This is a genomic window from Halobacillus sp. ABH2_015, assembly GCF_056158945.1.
The window spans coordinates 2,655,303-2,674,933 of record NZ_JBSWUG010000002.1 but is presented as its reverse complement, the minus strand read 5'-3'; the positions used below and the strand labels follow the sequence as shown (position 1 = coordinate 2,674,933).

Genomic DNA, 19,631 nt, shown 5'->3' with positions numbered 1-19,631 from the left:
CTCCTTTATTGTGGGATATTTGTCAGGTTATCAATGATATAAGTCGGTTCGATGCCAAGTTCCGGCCACTTTTGTTCCTTCCGGTTCACCCAGGCGGTATGGAACCCGTAGGAAGTGGCTCCAGTGATGTCCCATGGATTGCTGGAGAAGAATAGAATTTCTTCTTTTTTCAGTCCGAGTTTTTCCTGAGCATATGCGTAAGCTTCCGGATGCGGTTTGTACACCTGGACATCATCGGCACTCAGCAGCTGGAAGGTATCGGACAGCTGGTTATTTTCAAGGAGCGGTTCAAGCATGGATGTCGTTCCATTTGAAAAGATGGTGAACGTCTTGTCCGGATGCTTTTCGCTCATAGAAGCAACTTCTTCATAAGGGGAAAGGTGCTGATATTCCTCCATCAGCTCACTCACGACCTCTTCTTTCACTTCCACACCACTTGTGGACAGGGCATCAAGAAGCGCCCATCTTGTAATATCCGTAAAAGGACGGTAATCTTGAATCAGTTGACGGACAAGAAAATAATGAATCTGGTTACTGCGCCATTTCTGACTGATGGCTTCTCCTTTTTCCGGATAGAACTGATGAATTTTTTCCATCACGCTGTGCACGTCAAAGACTGTGCCGTACGCGTCAAAAACGTAAGCTTTATACATAACTTCGACTCCTTTCCATGTTGTATGTTTCCCTCGCGGCTGAAAGGATAAACAATGGTCGAGAGAAGATAAGGGAGATGAACGCATGAACACGTTACACCATGGATACTGGACCTTTTTCGCCACCCGGAAAAAGAAATATACCGGGTGGTTCGTGTTCGGGAGTATCCTTCCAGACATCGTTTATTATGTCATGTTTTTATATTTGAGCGTAAGTAGAAGGGCCTGGGAGGTAGCGGATGATGAGAACCCGATGCGCTCGCTGTTCCGTCTGGTCTACGATCTATTTGAACACCCGGTCGTCTTTATCCTGCGCCAGGCCGGTCATTCTGTTTTCGTCTGGGCAGTGGTTTTTATCGTGCTGCTCGTTTGGAAAGGGAGGAAATTGAACGCATGGACAGCCCTCGCCTATGGGTGGCTCGGGCATATCGTTCTGGACCTGCTCACCCATGTGGAGGATGCTGTGCCGATGTTTTACCCAGTGAGCAGCTACACGTTCCGTGGACCTGTTTCCTATTGGGACGATGACTACCATGCCGCGGCTTTTTCCCTTGTTAATACGACGCTCATCGTCCTCTCACTTCTCTATATGTTCGTGAAAAAAGTGAAGGACAAACGTTCGTTCACAAAAAGTTCATGAGAGTTGGGTGCGCTTTCCTTTATCGAATCCACTGTTTTCATGATATGATTTACATGTAATTCTTCTGTTACATGTCATGATCTAAATAGAGAAAGGGTAAGACGATGAAGAAATTTTCTATTCTTACAACGTTTGTCACGTTCCTCGCCCTTATCCTGGGAAATCTTGTCGTTGCGACAGACTCCGGGGATGCGTGTGGAACGTCATGGCCGTTTTGTAATGACCGGATCATTCCTGATTTCACGGATTATCACGTCATTATCGAATATTCCCACCGGTTGATGGTGCCGCTGCTTATTGTACTGACGGGCCTCAATGCGATAGGAGCCATTTATAAGTACCGAAAAAATAAATCTGTATTTGTTCTCGCTGTTCTCAGCCTGGCGCTGCTCGTTCTTCAGTCCATTATTGGCGGATTGAACGTGCTGCTTGGAACACCGCCTGGATTTACGACCTTTGATGTCACATTCAGCCAGCTTCTTTTAGTCGTCCTTGTGCTGCTGAGCTACAGTCTGCATGAGACGAAAATTGAGCTGGACAGGAGCCGCTGGTCCTCCATTGCGATGAGTTACCGGACGTTTCTGATCGGTTATGGGCTGTATGTCCTGCAGGTGATTTTAGGCGCCTTCTTCAAACACAGCCGTGCCAGCAATGTGATGATGGACATTCCTGCTGTGGAGTATTTGATTACGAGTGAATCCATGGCGAATGCTGTCTACTCGCTTCACTGGGTGGCGACGGTCGTCATTATTGTAGCCGCTGTTTATTTTGTCATTTACGCATCCAGGTTCAAATATCACATCTCGCTGTCGTGGTTGTATTTGATTTCAATCCTGATGAATGCGGCCGTTGGATTCATTATTGTAGTGACAGGGAATGTCGTACTGGCATCCTCCATCCATATGATCATCTCCACGATAACGATGACCATTGGCGCCTGTATCCTTGGCGGGTACTGGTTCAAACTTCAGAAAAAGTCCTTAACGGTAGAATAAAAGCACGAGCGGATGCGTCCGCTCGTGCTTTTTTGTGAGGATTTATTGAAACAGCTGCTGGATTTCTTCTTCGCTCAGCGATGTAAGCATCGATTCTCCAGGCTGGATGATCTGATCGACGAGGTCGCGTTTTTTCTGTTGAAGCTGATAAATCCGCTCCTCGATCGTTCCTTCGGATATCATCCGGATCACCTGGACGACTTTTTCCTGACCGATCCGGTGGGCCCGGCCGGCTGCCTGTTCTTCAATAGCCGGGTTCCACCAAAGATCATAAAGGATGACCGTATCGGCGCCGGTCAGATTGAGTCCGGTCCCACCGGCTTTCAAGGAGATAAAGAAAGCGTCTTTTTCTCCGTTGTTGAAGGCTTCGACCATGTCCATCCGTTTTTCTGATTTTGTACTTCCATCTAAATAGAAGGCATCCAGGCCGTTGTCAGTCAGCTCTTTGTGCATCAGGGTCAGCATGCTGGAAAACTGCGAGAAAATCAGCATCCGGTGGCCGCCGGCTTTCATTTCCTCCGCCAGTTCTTTCAATTGTTCAAGCTTTCCGGACTGTCCTTCGTAATTTTCAAGAAACAGGGCGGGATGACAGCAGATCTGTCTGAGACGTGTAAGACCTGCAAGGATTTCCAGTTTTCCGCGCTGAATCCCTTTCGTTGCGATGGTTTCCTGGATATCGTTTTGGATTCGTTCTAAATAAGCCAGGTACACCTCTTTTTGTTCACGGGTCAGCTCGGAGTATTGAACCGAATCAATTTTGTCCGGAAGTTCATCAAGCACTTCGGTTTTCATCCGTCTCAGAATAAACGGGCGTGTCATTTGTGAGATTTTTGCCGGTTTCAGCTGCGTGAACTTCTTCTTACTTGTAAAGAATCCGGGCATAATGGCGCGGAACAGCGACCACAGTTCCTGCAGCGAGTTTTCGATCGGCGTTCCGCTCAAGGCAAACCGGTGTCTCGCACGCAAGGACCGGACGGAAGAGGCTGTTTTCGTTGATTCGTTTTTGATGGCCTGGGACTCATCAAGGACCATGACATGAAAGTCCTTATCTTCGTAGTGCTTAATATCCTGACGGAGCAGGGGATAAGAGGTGATCCACACATCTTTACCCTCCGCCTGTTCAAAGGCGGCCTGGCGTTCTGAAGGGTCACCGGTCATCACCTGCACCGTGAGGGACGGGGCGAATTTTTCGAGCTCCTTTTTCCAGTTGTAAACAAGGGAGGCTGGAGCGACGATAACAGCTGGAGCGGTTAAGGATCCCTCCTGCTTTTCATCGAGAATGTAAGAGATCGTCTGCAGCGTCTTGCCAAGCCCCATATCGTCAGCGAGGACGCCGCCTAGTCCGTAATGACTGAGCATCTTCATCCACCGGAAACCCGTCAGCTGATACGACCTGAGATCTGCCTGCAGATTCTCGGGTGGATCAATCTCAAAGGACTGGGGGGACCGGAGCCGGGTGACCAGTTCTTCATAACGGTTGCTGCGGTCGGAAAGGTTCGTGTCCAGCGTTTCATCCACCTGCAGGCTTCGTGCAGCGGCAACTTGAAAATGGTTGTCCTCCACATCTCCGGTGGTTAAGTTCAAGTCCTCCACAAGTCGTTGGAAACGCTCAAATGAATCAGAGGTCAAGGACATCAGCGCCCCATCGGATAATCGGTAGTACTTTTTCCGTTCAATGACCGCCTTTAAAGCTTCTGTTACATCGTCCGTACTGATGCCTTCGATGGCAAAGCTGATATCGAGCCAGCTGCCATCGGATTCAAGGTCAATGGACGCCTGCAGTTCATGCTGCTGATCATCAAACAGTGACCGGACCGCTCCGGATAAGAATACGTCACTGTATTTCTTTAAAGAAGGCAGGTATTGATAGAGGAACGTTTCCAATCGATCCTCGTCTTCTAAATACACCATCTCCCCGTCGAATTTAAATTCGGCGGATTCAATAATCTGCATGATGTTCTGTTCTGTCTCAAAGTCGCGTTGAACAATGGTCTGTCCGGGGCGTTCCTTATCATTAAAAGGGTCAATGACAAGGTCGCCGTAATGAAATTTCACATCGATCGTTAATGTCCACTGTTGGAAATCAAGATACACTTCAGCCCTGAGATCTTCCTGGTTGATTTTCTGCTGGGCGGACGTGTCCAGATTCACATCCGCAATCGTTGCCAGTTCCGGCAGGACGTACGAAACGATCCCTTCCATATCATTATGGCTGATCGTATGGCTGCCGTTGGAGTTGTAGGGAAGGATGGAATACAGCGTCCGGATCACTTCCTCCTTTTCCTGAGCGACGGGATAGAAGTTTCCTTCCTTATAAAGCAGGTGGTAATCAGATAAATAATCATAATCCTTTAAATGGTTCATATGCATGTGGAAATGTCCGCGCTCTTCCGATACATAAAACGTTAAATCAGGAAAAGACTCTTCGTAATGGAGTGGACCCGCCTGGCTGCCGCGTTCGATGACCTCCGTCTCCTGCTTTTCAAGCAGGGGCAGAAGCTGGTGGACGAGGGCGGGGGAGATTTTCAAGATTTTCTGTTCAGCGGTATTCCACTGCTGCTCAAAAAACTGCTCCTGCTCATACGCCCTTTGAAGCAGCTGGAATATGGCCTGATCCTCTTCCGAAAACGTATGTTCAGCAGGATCGTACGTAAACGATTTGGTCAGGCGGTAGGGCTGCTGCTTTCGGATGTACTCCAGCAGTTCACGGATATTTTTAATAACGTAGGGGTATTTCTCTCCAAGCTTTAATTCAATCCCGAGGCTGCGTGTGCCGAGAATGGATTGAATATGCAGGGAATATTGAATGCGCAGCGGCTTTTTCGTGTCCATCCCTGTACGGCTTTCCTGTTTTTGACGGAAGGCTTCGAATAGACTGACCGCAAACATCCGGTCCTGGCTTGTCGTCCTGGGCGAACGGTTCCGGCCTTTGTCAGCCAGTTTCGGAGCAAGCTCCTCCAGGGCTCTTTCGCGGATGGCAATCAGTACCGCAGCAATGTGCTTGCACGTATAATAGGTGGAGTAGGCGGCACACTCACACGTGGCCTCCACATCATCATCCTCAAAAAAGAAGACGCGCACCTCATAATCATGAGTGCCCGCAACAACAGCGCGCCAGGAATGGATAGCGCTGTTATGGGAAAGTCCGTACACTTTGCCGGATTCAAAATATTGTTTTCCTCGTGAATAAAAGGCTTCACCGGTAATTTTCTTTATATCTTTCGGTTGTAATAAGTAGCTCTGCATACTTGGCATCCTTACTCTCAGTTTTAGTTTCATTATAACAGGTTTAAGCGGTCCAGGAGAACGCCCCGGCCTTTGGAATCCTGTCCGGGTGATTGATTTTAATGGTTGGTTATGCTAACTTTCAATGTATCATATAAAAAATACGAGGAAGGCGCTTATAAGTCTGAGCGCTTTTTTTATGGAGTGAATCAGATCATGTAGGACGTATATCCTTTCCACCCCATTCATATAGAAATTTTTAATACGACGGAGGATATCACGATGAATGATATACAAAATGAAATGAAAAAACGCCGCACGTTTGCTATTATCTCCCACCCGGACGCCGGTAAAACGACGATGACGGAGAAAATGCTTTTACTGGGTAACTTGATCCGTTCTGCGGGTACAGTCAAAGGGAAAAAAACCGGAAAATTCGCCACATCCGACTGGATGGAAATTGAGAAACAGCGTGGAATTTCCGTAACTTCCAGTGTGATGAACTTCCCTTATAAAGACTATCAAGTCAATATCCTCGACACACCTGGTCACGAAGACTTCAGTGAGGATACGTACCGGACGCTGACAGCCGTAGACAGTGTGGTCATGGTTATTGACGGAACAAAAGGAATCGAAGCGCAGACCTTGAAGCTGTTTAAAGTGTGTAAGATGCGTGGGATTCCGATCTTCACTTTCATTAACAAAATGGACCGGGAAGGCCGCGAGCCGTTTGAACTGATGGAAGAAATCGAAGAAACGCTGAATATCGAAACCTATCCCATGACATGGCCGGCCGGAATGGGCAAGCGTTTCCTTGGTGTGTTTGACCGCCAGAACGAGCAGTTTGTCCAGTACACAGGGAATGAGGAAGAAGAATATATTCCTTATGCTGAACTTGATCAGCATCCTGAGCTGACCGAAAACGCCACGTATAAGGAAGCGGAAGAAGAAATGATGCTTGTGGATGAAGCCGGGGAAGATTTCGATATGGATAAAGTCATGCGCGGTGAACAGACCCCTGTCTTCTTCGGGAGTGCCCTGGCCCCGTTCGGTGTGGAAACATTCTTCAACAGCTTCATTGATATGGCACCGGAGCCTGCGCCAAGGAAGTCGACAGAAGGCGTAGTTTCACCGGATCATGAAGAGTTCTCCGGATTCATCTTTAAAATCCAGGCCAATATGAACCCGCAGCACCGTGACCGTGTAGCTTTCGTGCGTATCTGCTCAGGCAAGTTCGAGCGTGGGATGAACGTGACACTCTCCCGGACAGGGAAAACCTTTAAACTTGCCCAGTCCCAACAGTTTGTTGCTTCCTCAAGAGGAACGGTTGAAGAGGGCTACGCCGGAGATATCATCGGCATTTATGATCCGAACGTCTACCGGATCGGTGACACGATCGTTACAGGGAAATCCAGGTTCCAGTATGATGAACTGCCGCAGTTCCCGCCTGAAATCTTTAAAAAGGTCACCGCAAAAAACGTCATGAAGTCCAAACAGTTCCGTAAAGGGCTCGAGCAGCTCGTGCAGGAAGGAGCGATCCAGCTGTTCAAACGCTATCGCTTTGAGGATTACATCATCGGAGCGGTCGGTGAACTCCAATACGAAGTGTTCGAATACCGCATGAAAAACGAGTACAATGTGGATATTGAATTGACACAGCTCGGGGAAAGGATCCCACGCTGGTTGAATGAGGATCAGGTGGATGAATCATTGTTCGATGAACGGAACATGCTTGCCGAAGACCGGGAAGGCAATCCGCTTGTCCTGTTCAAAAATGACTTCTCCCTCCGTTGGTTCAAAGATAAGAATCCGGATATTGAACTGACCGATTTATTTGAAGTGAACCAGTACAACCAGACATTCGAAAATTAATCAATGAGCACTCTGCGCTGAGCAGAGTGCTTTTTATATGACTGAACATGGGTATAATGAATGGTTAGAAAGATCTTTCGAGCATCCGGAACCGAATGTTTGTTCGATGGATGTTAGAATGATAAACTGATGTGGTAAACTAATGTGTAACTAGTAAGGAACGGAGGTTTTCGTCGTGGATGAGAAGTTTGAGTTAGTTTCGAAATTTTCCCCACAGGGAGATCAGCCGAAAGCCATTGAAAAAATGGTCGAGGGGATCCAGAACGGGAAAAAGCACCAGACACTTCTGGGCGCAACAGGTACCGGAAAAACGTTTACGATGTCCAATGTCATTGCACAGGTGAACAAACCGACCTTAATTATTGCCCATAACAAAACATTGGCTGGACAGCTGTACAGTGAATTCAAGGAATTCTTTCCCAACAATGCTGTCGAGTACTTTGTCAGCTATTATGATTACTATCAGCCGGAAGCGTATGTTCCCTCTTCCGATACCTTCATAGAAAAAGACGCCAGCATCAATGATGAGATTGATAAGCTTCGACACTCGGCTACCTCATCGTTGTTCGAGCGCAATGATGTCATCATCGTTGCCAGTGTCTCCTGCATTTACGGCCTCGGTTCTCCAGAAGAATACCGGAGCCAGGTGCTTTCCGTCCGTTCCGGTATGGAAAAGGACAGAGATCAGCTTCTCCGCGAGCTTGTAGATATTCAATATGCCCGTAACGACATCGATTTCCAACGCGGAACGTTCCGTGTCCGCGGAGATTCTGTAGAAATCATCCCCGCCTCCAGAGAAGAACATGCCATTCGTGTGGAGTTTTTCGGAGATGAGATCGACCGGATTCGTGAGGTGGATGTGCTGACGGGTGAAGTGACAGGTGAACGAGAGCATGTCGCCATCTTCCCGGCTTCCCACTTCGTCACACGTGAAGCAAAATTGAAAAAAGCCATTGCCAACATTGAAGCAGAAATGGAAGCGCGTGTAAAAGAACTGCGTGACCAGGAAAAGCTGCTGGAAGCCCAGCGTCTTGAGCAGCGGACGAACTATGATCTGGAAATGATGAGAGAGATGGGATTCTGTTCCGGTATCGAGAACTACTCCCGTCACTTGACGTTCCGCGAAGAAGGCGCGACACCTTATACGCTGCTTGACTTCTTTCCCGACGATTTCTTAATTATGGTTGATGAGTCGCACGTGACCCTTCCCCAGGTAAGAGGGATGTACAACGGGGACCGTGCCCGTAAGCAGGTGCTGGTTGATCACGGGTTCCGACTTCCATCGGCTCTTGATAACCGGCCGCTCATGTTCCCTGAATTTGAGGAGCATATCAACCGGATCGCTTATGTATCGGCAACACCTGGACCTTATGAGATTGAACATACCCCTGAAATGATCGAACAGATCATCCGGCCGACAGGACTGCTTGATCCTGAAATTGAAGTACGCCCGATCCACGGTCAGATTGATGATCTTGTCGGGGAGATTAATAAGCGGAAAGATGAGGGCGAGCGCGTCCTTGTTACGACCCTGACGAAGAAAATGTCCGAGGATCTGACGGCGTACTTGAAGGACCTCGGGATTAAGGTGGCGTATCTGCATTCGGAGATTAAAACACTGGAGCGTATTGAAATCATCCGTGATCTGCGGGTCGGTAAATACGATGTCATTGTAGGAATCAACCTGCTGCGTGAAGGTCTGGACATTCCTGAAGTGTCACTCGTTACCATTTTGGACGCGGATAAGGAAGGCTTCCTGCGTTCCGACCGCTCTCTGATTCAGACGATCGGCCGTGCTGCACGTAACGAAAAAGGCAGAGTCATCATGTACGCGGATAAAATGACAAAATCCATGCAGTATGCTATCGATGAAACCTACCGCCGTCGTGAAAAACAGATGGCTTACAATGAAGAGCACGGCATTACACCACAGACCATTAAGAAAGAGGTCCGTGATGTGATTAAGGCAACCGCCGTCGCTGAAGAAGATATCAGCTATGAGACAGGCAAGAAGCCTTCAGAAATGACGAAGAAGGAACGTCAGGAAATGATCGACAATATGGAAACAGAAATGAAGCAGGCTGCGCGTGACCTCGACTTTGAACGGGCCGCTGAGCTGCGCGACATTCTGCTGGAATTAAAAGCGGAGGGATGATGGAGTATGCCCAGTAAACATATCAGCGTTCGGGGAGCCCGTGCCCACAATTTAAAAAATATAGATATTGATATCCCGAAGAATAAACTCGTCGTCATGACGGGTTTATCCGGGTCCGGAAAATCATCACTGGCTTTTGATACGATTTATGCGGAAGGACAGCGTCGTTATGTAGAGTCCTTAAGTGCTTATGCCCGTCAGTTTCTCGGACAGATGGACAAGCCGGATGTAGACTCGATTGAAGGTCTGTCGCCGGCCATTTCCATCGATCAGAAAACGACAAGCCGAAATCCGCGTTCCACGGTCGGAACGGTAACGGAGATCTACGACTATCTCCGTCTGTTATTTGCCAGGATCGGACGCCCGACCTGTCCGAACCACGGCATTGAAATCAGTTCCCAGACCGTCCAGCAGATGGTGGATCGTTTGATGGAATATCCGGAGCGCACGAAAATGCAGATTCTTGCCCCGGTCGTTTCCGGTCGTAAGGGTGAGCATGTGAAAGTGTTTGAGCAGCTCCAGAAGGAAGGGTATATCCGCCTTCGTGTCGATGGGGAAATGCGGGAAATTTCCGAGGAAATAAAACTCGAAAAAAACAAAAAGCATTCCATTGAAGTGGTCATCGACCGGATTGTCATTAAAGACAGTGTCGAAGGACGTCTGTCAGATTCGTTGGAAACAGCGTTGAATCTTGGGAATGGGAACACGATTGTCGATGTCATCGGAGAAGAAGAACTTACATTCAGCGAGCATCATGCCTGCCCGATCTGTGGATTCTCCGTCAGTGAACTGGAGCCGAGGATGTTCTCCTTCAACAGTCCGTATGGTGCCTGCAGCCGCTGTGATGGACTCGGCACTCAGCTGGAAGTGGACATTGATCTTGTCATTCCGGACTGGGGACGCTCCCTGAATGAACATGCGATTGCTGCATGGGAACCTCAGAGCTCCCAGTATTACCCGCAGCTTCTGAAAAGCGTAGCGGACCATTACGGCATTGATATGGACAAACCGTTCCGTGATCTTCCAGAAGATCATAAAGAACGTATTCTTTATGGTAGTGGCGATGAAAAAGTCTACTTCCGCTATGAAAATGACTTCGGCAAAGTACGTGAGAACGAAATTTTCTTCGAGGGTGTCATTCCGAACATTTCCCGCCGGTACAGAGAAACGAGTTCCGATTATATCCGTGAACAGATGGAGAAATACATGGCGCAGAAGCCGTGTCCGAAATGTAAAGGCAACCGCTTGAATGAAGAGGCTCTGTCTGTCTTGATCAACGGCAGCCATATTGGTACAACCACTGATTTTTCCGTAACAGAGGCCAAAGAATTTTTTGAGTCTGTGGAACTGACGGAAAAAGAAGAAACGATCGCCCGGATGATTTTGAAGGAAATCTGTGAACGACTCAGCTTCCTTGCCAATGTCGGCCTGGACTATTTAACGCTGTCCCGTTCTGCGGGTACGCTGTCTGGCGGTGAAGCCCAGCGGATCAGGCTGGCGACTCAGATCGGTTCCGCCCTCACCGGCGTTCTTTATGTTCTGGATGAGCCTTCCATCGGTCTGCATCAGCGGGATAATGATCGTCTGATCAATACGCTGAAGCGGATGCGCGACCTGGACAATACTCTGATTGTCGTGGAACACGATGAAGATACCATGCTCGCTGCGGACTACTTGATCGATATCGGACCAGGTGCAGGTGCCCACGGCGGAAATATCGTCACTCAGGGGACACCGAAACAGGTCATGAAAAACCGCAAGTCCCTGACAGGCCAGTATTTATCCGGCCGGCAGTTTATTCCCCTGCCTTCTGAACGGCGGAAATCCGACGGGCGCTCCTTGAAAGTGAAAGGAGCGGAAGAAAACAACCTGAAAAAAGTGAATGCCGATATTCCGCTCGGGGTCTTCACGGCTGTGACAGGAGTTTCCGGGTCGGGGAAAAGTACACTCATCAACGAAATCCTCTATAAGACGCTGTCTATGAAGCTTCATAACGGAAAGCAGAAACCTGGACAGCATAAAGCTGTCGAAGGCATAGAGCACCTGGACAAGGTGATTGATATCGACCAGTCACCAATTGGAAGAACACCAAGATCCAATCCAGCGACCTATACAGGCGTCTTTGATGATATCCGTGATGTGTTTGCACAGACGAATGAAGCGAAAATCCGCGGGTACAAAAAAGGCCGCTTCAGTTTCAACGTCAAGGGTGGACGATGTGAAGCCTGCCGCGGAGACGGAATCATTAAAATTGAAATGCACTTCCTTCCCGATGTCTATGTTCCCTGTGAAGTCTGTGACGGTAAACGGTACAACAGAGAAACGCTGGAAGTGAAGTATAAAAACAAGAGCATCGCCGATGTTCTGGCAATGACGATTGAAGAAGCGCTGGAGTTCTTCGCCAACATTCCGAAAATTAAGCGCAAACTGCAGACGGTTGCCGATGTCGGTCTGGAATATATTAAACTCGGCCAGCCGGCTACCACATTGTCCGGCGGGGAAGCCCAGCGTGTGAAACTGGCGAGTGAACTGCACCGCCGGTCCAACGGAAAATCCTTCTACATTTTGGATGAGCCGACGACCGGTCTTCATGTCGATGATATTTCCCGTCTCCTGAAAGTTCTCCAACGTCTCGTTGATAATGGGGATTCGGTGCTTGTCATTGAACACAACCTTGATGTCATCAAAGAAGCAGATCACATTATTGATCTAGGACCGGAAGGCGGCGGAAATGGCGGACGGATTATTGCAAGTGGCACGCCTGAACACGTCGCTGAGCAGGAGGATTCCTACACAGGGCGGTATTTGAAGCCCGTTCTGGAGAGAGACCGTGAGCGTATGGAAAAGCAGATGGACAGTCGCGAACAAGTGGCCGGCAAGTAGATGTTTTGACGCCCGCCGCCAAATTAAGTATCGTTAACCAAGAATGGTTGGACGGGAGGAATATGAGTGGAATCAATACAACCGAACAAAGTTCAGGATAAAATCAACCAGTTAGCCAATAAAACGGTATACGTGCATTTGGAAACAACCAATGGTGCGTATGCCAGTCACTTCGATGAGAATGCCTATAACGTGGGAGCTTTCATCCGTAATGCGGAAGTTTCTTATCAACACGGAAAAATCGTCAGCACAGGCGGCAGCTACCGTGTAGGTCTTAAACTTGATCTCGGATGGGTGTACGCCGAAGGGCTGAGCGATTATGAAATCGATGAAAAAGGCCGTCTTCTGATGGCGGGGCATGACCGTGAAGGCCGCTTGATGGTCGCTTTGGAAATCAGCGAAACCCCATTTTCACACGGAGCGGATCCTGATGAGTAAAGGGCATGTGGTCGTCATTTTCCCACATCCGGATGATGAGTCCTTTGGTGCTTCCGGCACCATCTCTAAATTCAGGGATGAAGGAGTTCCAGTCACATACCTTTGTGGAACATTGGGGGAAATGGGACGGAATATGGGAAGCCCGGTTTTTGCTAACAGAGAGACGTTGTCCACATTCCGCAGACAGGAATTGAAGGAAGCAGCCAGACAACTCGATATAAAAGTGGAGTTTCTCGGCTACCGCGATAAGACACTTGAATTTGAACCGCGTGATCAGGTAGCGTCTCATTTGAAGAAGAGACTGGAAGAGCTGGAGGCGACGGTGGTCATCACCCATTATCCGGGGTACGCGGTCCATCCGGATCATGATGCTCTCGGAGCCGCAGCGGTCGAGGCCGTCAAATCGATGGAAGAGGCCTCGCGCCCGGATGTATGGATGCACGCCATTTCCAACGGCCATGCGGATGTATTAGGGGAACCGGATATCGTTTATGATATCCGCCCTTATTGGGAAAAGAAGCTTGCAGCCATTCAGGCCCACCTTTCCCAGGCGGACGGAATGATGAGTTTGATCGAAAATCATGATCAGGCCGCTGAACAGCTGGAACGATTGAAAACAGAGCGGTTTTACCGCTGGCACTTTTAAGATAGCAGCCATGGATCAGACCTTACGTCCGATCCATGGTTTTTTGTTTTTGAATCTTTTTTTATGGGAACAACGTACATAGATAGGTAAAGGAGAGTGAATATATGCCGGTAAATGAAGAACGTATGAAAATATTGGAGATGATTGAAAAGGGTACGATCAATGCAGAAGAAGGAGCGAAGCTTTTAAGTGCTCTTGAACGTGAAGGAGAGGAACCGCCGGAGAAGAAAAAGTATGGCATTGTGAACTTTCTTGATGACGCGGTGGATAAAATCAAGAACGCCGACTTTGATCTTGCTTTTGGAGAATCGGTGGAGATTAAAGAGGATTCCCTGCTTGATGCCGGAGACTTGAAGGAAGTGGATCTAATGATTGCCAACGGTTCCCTCCATGTCTACTCCTGGGAGGAGGATCAGGTGAAGGCATCCTCCAGAATGAAAGTGTATCAGGCGGCCACAGAGGAAGAGGCGAAGGAACGTGTGTACGGAGATGTTCAATTCGACATCAAATATGGCCTGCTGCGTTTGGCCAGTCCTTCCAAGAAAATCAAAATGCATACAGATCTTTACTTACCGAAACGCTCCTATGAATTTATTAAAGCTCAGCTTCAGAACGGCTCCCTGCACGCGGAAGGCCTGGAAGGAGAGCATTTCCATTTGAAAACCTCCAACGGTCCTGTGAAAGGGGCCCGCCTGAAAGGGAGAAGCTGCAAAATTTATACAGCCAACGGATTGATCAAGCTTGAAGAAGGCGTGTTCGATCAGTTGGAAGCAGATACGATCAACGGGCCGGTGACCCTCGAAGGGACATTCGGTAAAATTGATGGGTCCTCTGTGAGCGGAGGGATCACCGTAGACCATAAAGGAAGCACAGCGCATACCGCCTTTTTGAAAACGACCGCAGGGGCCATTCAGGTCTCTCTTCCTGTGGAACGTAAAATCGACGGGATTCTGAAAACGAAATTCGGTTCCCTTCAGTGCAGCCTTGATAATTATAAAATCCTGAAAGACCGGAAAGACGTAATGAATAAGACGCTGGAATTCGAAGCGTATGAACAATTTGAAGATGTTTATCATATAGAAGCAGAGACGAAGACTGGTTCAGTGAAGATACAGCCCCCTGTCCAGCTTTAAAACAGTGGGAAAATGAGGTGAATGTTATGAAAAACTGGCTGCTGCATATTCTAGTGAATGCTGTTGCCATTATTGCTGTCGGAGCCCTGCTCGACAGTGTCCAGATTGACGGTGTCGGCGGTGCTTTGCTTGCCGCTTTTATCCTTTCGATCCTTAATGCGGTCGTCCGTCCATTTCTTGTCATTTTGACTCTTCCGATTACGATTGTCTCGCTCGGACTGTTCCTGTTTGTGATCAACGCCATCACACTGGCTCTGACCGACTTGTTCCTCGGAAGTACATTCGATATTGATGGATTTGGCATGACCATCCTTGCCGCGGTCATCATTTCTTTCTTGAACCTGGTACTAAACAGTCTTTTGAAAGATATGAAGACATCCTGATGCAGCCGTACGGAGAAATCCGTACGGTTTTTTTATGCGCAGGACGTATTTTATGTCTATACTGATAGGGACCCCTGGTTGATACAGACCTATCCAAGATTTCAGCAAAACATGCTACAATAGGGGACAGTGATTGATGAATGGAGGTTGTTGGAAAGATGAGCAAGGTCCGCACAGAAGATTTACTGGAACAGTTTCAGCTTGAATTAGTAACCGGAAAAGATGGAGTTCACCGTGAAATACATATGAGTGATATTTCCCGCCCCGGTGTAGAAATGACCGGGTATTTCAAGTTTTACCCGAAAGACAGACTGCAGCTTCTCGGGAAGACAGAGCTGTCCTATTTCAATGAACTGACAAAGGAACAGCGTCAGGAGCGGGCGCAAAAGCTCTGCACCGATGTTACCCCGGGGATCGTTATAACGAGGGGTATGGATATTCCGGAAGAGTTGTTTGAAGCCGCTGAAGAAGCTGGCGTCCCGCTGATGATCTCTCCATATAAGACAACGAGAGTCATCAGCCGGCTGACCAATTTCCTGGAGTCCAAGTTTGCCCCGTTTACAGCTATACACGGTGTCCTTGTAGATATTTACGGTATTGGTGTACTGATCACCGGTCAGAGTGGCGTGGGTAAAAGTGAAACAGCGCTTGAACTGGTGAAGCGTGGTCACCGCCTCGTTGCTGATGACAGCGTGGAAATCCGCCAGGAAGATTACGATACGCTGATCGGAAACAGTCCGCCTCTGATTGAACATCTTCTTGAAATCCGGGGTCTCGGTATTATAAATGTGATGACGCTGTTCGGCGCTGGTGCTGTCCGCAGCTTCAAACGCATCACCCTTGTCATCAACCTGGAAATTTGGGATAAGAACAAGCAGTATGACCGCCTGGGCCTCGAGGAAGAGACGATGAAAATTATGGACGTTCATGTGCCGAAAGCGACGATCCCTGTCCGTCCGGGACGTAACCTTGCCGTCATTATTGAAGTGGCAGCGATGAACTTCCGCCTGAAGCGGATGGGCGTTAATGCCGCAGAAGAGTTTTCCGAGCGGTTAACCAAAGTGATCGATCAGGATCAAACGGGAAAATAAGGAGGAAACAAGATGCAGACATGTGAAGCACAGCCTCTTGATCCCGTCTTTCTTCAGCTGGGTCCACTTTCTGTTTACTGGTATGGCTTGATTATTGCTACAGGAGCCTTTTTAGGATTATGGATTGCGACAAGAGAAACAGAAAGACTGGGATTGAAAAAGGACTATATGGTGGACATTGTGGTCTTCGCCATCCCTGCGGCCATTTTATGTGCCCGCCTTTATTATGTGATTTTTGAATGGGAGCGGTATGCCGGCGGCCCGTTGTGGAAGGTTTTTGCTGTCTGGGAAGGCGGAATCGCCATCCACGGAGCGTTGATCGGTTCGGTGCTGACCGCCTATATTTATACAAAAGTAAAAGGCATCTCCTTCTGGATGATGGCAGATATCGCTGCCCCGAGTATTATTCTTGGTCAGGCGATCGGGCGTTGGGGAAACTTCATGAACCAGGAAGCCCACGGTGGACCTGTCTCACAGGCTTTTTACGAGAATTTCATGCAGTATCTGCCCGCGTTTATCAACCAGCAGATGTGCATTGACGGAACGGTGTATCACCCGACGTTTCTTTATGAATCCGTCTGGAATATCATCGGTTTCGCTCTTCTGCTCGTTCTCCGCCACCGATTCAACCCGCGTCGTGGGGAAGTTTTCTTAAGCTATGTCATATGGTATTCTGTCGGCCGTTTCTTCGTGGAAGGACTGCGTACGGACAGTCTCTACTTGTTCGGAGATATTCGTATGGCTCAATTTATTTCCATTGTCCTGGTGATCGGTAGTGCCGTACTCATGTATTACCGCAGAAAGAGCGGAATGGCAGATAAATATTATAACGGAAAGAAAGTAAAATAAGGGAGCCGATAGCATGAAAGGAACGTGGCTGCGTGGTGGGAAAAAGGGCCTGGATTTAACATGGACACTGGGGAAAGTCATTTTTCCCGTAACATTGATTGTGACGATTCTCCAGTATACGCCTGTCCTGCCATGGGTGATGGATAAACTGGAACCTCTGATGGGGTGGCTCGGTCTTCCAGGCCAGGCGGCTGTCCCTTTAGTGGTTGGGAATTTTTTGAACCTGTATGCCGGCATCGCTGCGATTCTCTCCTTTGATTTTACGGTGAAAGAAGTATTTATTTTAGCTGTCATGCTGTCGTTCTCCCATAACCTGCTGATTGAATCGACCGTTGCTAAAAAAGTGGGGGTCAGCTGGTGGATCGTTATTGGTGTCCGCCTTACCCTTGCCTTCTTTTCCGCATTTGTCATCCATTTGTTCTGGGACGGGGGAGGGGAACAGGCGAAGTACGGCCTTGCCCCCTCTAATCCTGTGGAACCGGAGGGATGGACGGAAATCATCATCCAGGGGGTGCAGACGGCCGGCATGGGGATTATCCAGCTTGCCTTCATTGTCATCCCATTGATGGTCGTTATGCAGTTTATGAGAGAAAAAGGATGGCTCGACAAATTTTCGGAATGGGTCGCTCCCTGCACCAGATTTTTAGGTATGGAGCGGAATACATCCATGACGCTGGCCGCCGGCTTGACGATCGGTCTTGCCTACGGCGCCGGTTTGATGATTCAGGCCGTGGAAGAGGACGGTGTATCGAAAAAGGATATGTATCTGGCCGTCATTTTCCTTGTCGCCTGTCATGCTGTTGTCGAAGATACGCTCGTATTCATTCCACTCGGCATCCCTGTCTGGCCGCTTCTCATCATCCGGTTAACGACAGCTGTGCTGTTAACAGCGTCCGTAGGGTTTGTTTGGAACAAATTACAACATAATAGAAAGGATACATCACATGAGCATACGTACCATTCTCTTTGATTTAGACGGCACACTGATTGATACGAATGAACTGATTATCGCATCCTTCACTCACACCATCGCCCAATATGGGGACAGAGACTATACGCGTGAAGAGATCTTGGATTTTATCGGCCCCCCTCTTGTGGAAAGCCTGGCTGAGATCAACCCGGACAAAGTGGAGGAGATGGTGGAAACCTACCGCGAACATAATGTGGAAAACCATGACCGTTATGTGACTGCCTATGAAGGGGTTGTCGAAACGATGCATACCTTGAAGAAGCAGGGATTCCGTCTTGGTGTTGTGACGACAAAGATGAAGAACACCGTTCATATGGGGCTGGAACTCACGAATCTGGACGGCTTGTTTGAAACGGTTGTCACTCTTGATGATGTGACCAATGCCAAACCTCACCCGGAGCCGATCGTGCGGGCGCTTCAAGAACTGGATACGCCGGCATCAGAAGCTCTCATGGTCGGTGATAATACCCACGATATTGAAGCAGGAAAAAATGCCGGAACGAAAACAGCCGGCGTTGTGTGGACTGTCAAGGGCAGAAATGTACTGGACGAGTTAAGTCCGGATTACATGCTGGATAACATGCGTGACCTGCTGCAGATTACCGGGAGATAATCGATGAGAAAGACAGACCGCTATCCCGTCGAGGGTGCGAATTCCCTGTGGCATATTTATAAAACCGTGCCGTTTTTTAAAGTCGTAAAAAATTTCATCGTTATTCAGATGGCACGTTACACCCCTTTTCTCGGAATGAAAAATTGGCTGTACCGCACGTTTTTGAACATGAAGGTGGGTGACCAGACAGCCTTTGCCTTGATGGTCATGGTTGATATTATGTTTCCCGAAAAGATCAAAGTTGGGTATAATACGGTAATTGGGTACAATACAACCATCCTAGCTCATGAATATTTGATCGATGAATACCGGCTGGGTGAGGTGATCATCGGAGATGAAGTTCTGATCGGAGCCAATACGACAATCCTCCCGGGAATCACGATTGGGGACAGGGCGGTAGTATCGGCCGGCACGTTGGTGAATAAAGATGTTCCACCCGGCAGTTTTGTCGGGGGAAACCCGATGAAGGTCATTTATACGAAAGAGCAGATGGCTCAGCGGGAGGCGGAAGAATGAGTTTTACACAGACGGTTTTACCGGCAGTAAAGAAAATCAAGGATTTTGAAACCCTGCTGGAATCGGATACGGAGTATATCATCCTTCTTGAAAGCCGTCTCGGACTGCTTCGAAAGCTCGTCCGTCTCGGGCAGAAGGCGGGGAAAAAAGTCCTCGTCCACGTGGATTTGATCCAAGGCTTGAAAGCGGATGATTACGGTATGGAATACCTCGGTCAGGAAGTGAAACCCGACGGAGTGATTTCAACAAGAGGACATGTCATTCATCAGGCGAAAAAATATAATATCCTATCTGTGCAGCGGTTGTTTCTGATTGACAGTCAGGCCATTGAGCACAATGTGAAGCTCATTCAAAGAACGGAGCCTGATTACGTCGAAGTTTTGCCTGGTGTCCTGCCGGGAATGATAAAAGAGATTAAAGAGCGGATCGGGGTACCTGTCATCGCTGGAGGACTCGTCCGTACGGAAGAAGACGTGGAGCAGGCACTGGCCTCCGGGGCTTCTGCCGTTTCTACTTCTCGTACCGACTTATGGAAGTTTTCCAAATAGATGATCCAGACGCCCTTTGTA

General features: G+C 48.5%; 17 protein-coding genes. 15 read left to right on the top strand and 2 right to left on the bottom strand.

Annotated features, from left to right (window positions below; translation table 11 throughout):
- Positions 1 to 5: 5 nt before the first annotated feature.
- Complete coding sequence (locus ACXAD6_RS14170) at positions 6 to 653, bottom strand: haloacid dehalogenase type II (protein WP_027956282.1); 648 nt, start codon at positions 651 to 653, stop codon at positions 6 to 8.
- A gap of 85 nt (positions 654 to 738) precedes the next feature.
- On the opposite strand from ACXAD6_RS14170, the gene ACXAD6_RS14165 reads away from it, so the two are divergent.
- Together ACXAD6_RS14165 and ACXAD6_RS14160 are read left to right on the top strand one after the other, a co-directional pair.
- Positions 739 to 1,293, top strand: coding sequence for a metal-dependent hydrolase (locus tag ACXAD6_RS14165; RefSeq protein WP_474969405.1), 555 nt, complete (start codon positions 739 to 741; stop codon positions 1,291 to 1,293).
- Between the two features lie 104 nt (positions 1,294 to 1,397).
- A complete protein-coding gene (locus ACXAD6_RS14160; RefSeq protein ID WP_027956284.1) occupies positions 1,398 to 2,288 on the top strand; it encodes a COX15/CtaA family protein in 891 nt (296 codons plus the stop codon).
- 42 nt (positions 2,289 to 2,330) lie between these two features.
- Here ACXAD6_RS14160 and ACXAD6_RS14155 read toward each other — a convergent pair whose 3' ends face one another.
- A complete protein-coding gene (locus ACXAD6_RS14155) occupies positions 2,331 to 5,534 on the bottom strand; it encodes a DEAD/DEAH box helicase (protein ID WP_474969404.1) in 3,204 nt (1,067 codons plus the stop codon).
- Between the two features lie 261 nt (positions 5,535 to 5,795).
- On the opposite strand from ACXAD6_RS14155, the gene ACXAD6_RS14150 reads away from it, so the two are divergent.
- The 13 genes from ACXAD6_RS14150 (at position 5,796) to ACXAD6_RS14090 (ending at position 19,610) form a co-directional block, all read left to right on the top strand.
- A complete protein-coding gene (locus ACXAD6_RS14150; protein WP_474969403.1) occupies positions 5,796 to 7,385 on the top strand; it encodes a peptide chain release factor 3 in 1,590 nt (529 codons plus the stop codon).
- A 175-nt stretch (positions 7,386 to 7,560) separates the two neighbouring features.
- Positions 7,561 to 9,540, top strand: a complete 1,980-nt coding sequence (uvrB, locus tag ACXAD6_RS14145) for an excinuclease ABC subunit UvrB (RefSeq protein ID WP_474969402.1) — start codon at positions 7,561 to 7,563, stop codon at positions 9,538 to 9,540.
- A gap of 6 nt (positions 9,541 to 9,546) precedes the next feature.
- On the top strand, positions 9,547 to 12,423 hold the full coding sequence (uvrA, locus tag ACXAD6_RS14140) for an excinuclease ABC subunit UvrA (protein WP_474969401.1): 2,877 nt from the start codon (positions 9,547 to 9,549) through the stop codon (positions 12,421 to 12,423).
- 66 nt (positions 12,424 to 12,489) lie between these two features.
- Positions 12,490 to 12,861 carry a YojF family protein gene (locus tag ACXAD6_RS14135; protein WP_027956289.1) on the top strand — a complete coding sequence of 124 codons (372 nt, stop codon included), beginning with the start codon at positions 12,490 to 12,492 and terminating at the stop codon, positions 12,859 to 12,861.
- The gene (gene bshB2 / locus ACXAD6_RS14130) at positions 12,854 to 13,507 is read left to right on the top strand and encodes a bacillithiol biosynthesis deacetylase BshB2 (RefSeq protein ID WP_474969400.1); all 654 of its coding nucleotides are present in this window, start codon (positions 12,854 to 12,856) and stop codon (positions 13,505 to 13,507) included. Before ACXAD6_RS14135 ends, bshB2 begins: the two co-directional genes overlap by 8 nt.
- A 104-nt stretch (positions 13,508 to 13,611) precedes the next feature.
- A complete protein-coding gene (locus ACXAD6_RS14125; protein ID WP_474969399.1) occupies positions 13,612 to 14,640 on the top strand; it encodes a DUF4097 family beta strand repeat-containing protein in 1,029 nt (342 codons plus the stop codon).
- A 26-nt stretch (positions 14,641 to 14,666) separates the two neighbouring features.
- Positions 14,667 to 15,023 (top strand): phage holin family protein, encoded by a 357-nt coding sequence (locus ACXAD6_RS14120; protein WP_474969398.1) that lies wholly within the window; start codon positions 14,667 to 14,669, stop codon positions 15,021 to 15,023.
- A 158-nt stretch (positions 15,024 to 15,181) separates the two neighbouring features.
- On the top strand, positions 15,182 to 16,114 hold the full coding sequence (gene hprK / locus ACXAD6_RS14115; RefSeq protein ID WP_474969397.1) for an HPr(Ser) kinase/phosphatase: 933 nt from the start codon (positions 15,182 to 15,184) through the stop codon (positions 16,112 to 16,114).
- A 12-nt stretch (positions 16,115 to 16,126) separates the two neighbouring features.
- Positions 16,127 to 16,963, top strand: coding sequence for a prolipoprotein diacylglyceryl transferase (gene lgt, locus ACXAD6_RS14110; protein ID WP_474969396.1), 837 nt, complete (start codon positions 16,127 to 16,129; stop codon positions 16,961 to 16,963).
- A gap of 13 nt (positions 16,964 to 16,976) precedes the next feature.
- A complete protein-coding gene (locus ACXAD6_RS14105; RefSeq protein ID WP_474969395.1) occupies positions 16,977 to 17,933 on the top strand; it encodes a nucleoside recognition domain-containing protein in 957 nt (318 codons plus the stop codon).
- Positions 17,908 to 18,546: a pyrophosphatase PpaX gene (ppaX, locus tag ACXAD6_RS14100; RefSeq protein WP_474969394.1), complete on the top strand. Its 639-nt coding sequence runs from the start codon at positions 17,908 to 17,910 to the stop codon at positions 18,544 to 18,546. The genes ACXAD6_RS14105 and ppaX overlap by 26 nt, the downstream gene beginning before the upstream one ends.
- A gap of 3 nt (positions 18,547 to 18,549) precedes the next feature.
- On the top strand, positions 18,550 to 19,062 hold the full coding sequence (locus ACXAD6_RS14095) for an acyltransferase (RefSeq protein ID WP_474969393.1): 513 nt from the start codon (positions 18,550 to 18,552) through the stop codon (positions 19,060 to 19,062).
- Positions 19,059 to 19,610, top strand: a complete 552-nt coding sequence (locus ACXAD6_RS14090) for a glycerol-3-phosphate responsive antiterminator (RefSeq protein WP_474969392.1) — start codon at positions 19,059 to 19,061, stop codon at positions 19,608 to 19,610. Before ACXAD6_RS14095 ends, ACXAD6_RS14090 begins: the two co-directional genes overlap by 4 nt.
- Positions 19,611 to 19,631: the final 21 nt, after the last annotated feature.

Excerpts from the sequence above, each read along its gene's own strand:
- ACXAD6_RS14125 (WP_474969399.1), top strand. The coding sequence starts at position 13,612 with ATGCCGGTAAATGAAGAACGTATGAAAATATTGGAGATGATTGAAAAG.
- ACXAD6_RS14105 (WP_474969395.1), top strand. The coding sequence starts at position 16,977 with ATGAAAGGAACGTGGCTGCGTGGTGGGAAAAAGGGCCTGGATTTAACA.
- ACXAD6_RS14150 (WP_474969403.1), top strand. The coding sequence starts at position 5,796 with ATGAATGATATACAAAATGAAATGAAAAAACGCCGCACGTTTGCTATT.
- hprK (WP_474969397.1), top strand. The coding sequence starts at position 15,182 with ATGAGCAAGGTCCGCACAGAAGATTTACTGGAACAGTTTCAGCTTGAA.
- lgt (WP_474969396.1), top strand. The coding sequence starts at position 16,127 with ATGCAGACATGTGAAGCACAGCCTCTTGATCCCGTCTTTCTTCAGCTG.
- ACXAD6_RS14155 (WP_474969404.1), bottom strand. The coding sequence starts at position 5,534 with ATGCAGAGCTACTTATTACAACCGAAAGATATAAAGAAAATTACCGGT.
- ACXAD6_RS14160 (WP_027956284.1), top strand. The coding sequence starts at position 1,398 with ATGAAGAAATTTTCTATTCTTACAACGTTTGTCACGTTCCTCGCCCTT.
- ACXAD6_RS14165 (WP_474969405.1), top strand. The coding sequence starts at position 739 with ATGAACACGTTACACCATGGATACTGGACCTTTTTCGCCACCCGGAAA.
- ACXAD6_RS14090 (WP_474969392.1), top strand. The coding sequence starts at position 19,059 with ATGAGTTTTACACAGACGGTTTTACCGGCAGTAAAGAAAATCAAGGAT.
- ACXAD6_RS14170 (WP_027956282.1), bottom strand. The coding sequence starts at position 653 with ATGTATAAAGCTTACGTTTTTGACGCGTACGGCACAGTCTTTGACGTG.
- ppaX (WP_474969394.1), top strand. The coding sequence starts at position 17,908 with ATGAGCATACGTACCATTCTCTTTGATTTAGACGGCACACTGATTGAT.
- ACXAD6_RS14120 (WP_474969398.1), top strand. The coding sequence starts at position 14,667 with ATGAAAAACTGGCTGCTGCATATTCTAGTGAATGCTGTTGCCATTATT.
- bshB2 (WP_474969400.1), top strand. The coding sequence starts at position 12,854 with ATGAGTAAAGGGCATGTGGTCGTCATTTTCCCACATCCGGATGATGAG.
- uvrA (WP_474969401.1), top strand. The coding sequence starts at position 9,547 with ATGCCCAGTAAACATATCAGCGTTCGGGGAGCCCGTGCCCACAATTTA.
- ACXAD6_RS14095 (WP_474969393.1), top strand. The coding sequence starts at position 18,550 with ATGAGAAAGACAGACCGCTATCCCGTCGAGGGTGCGAATTCCCTGTGG.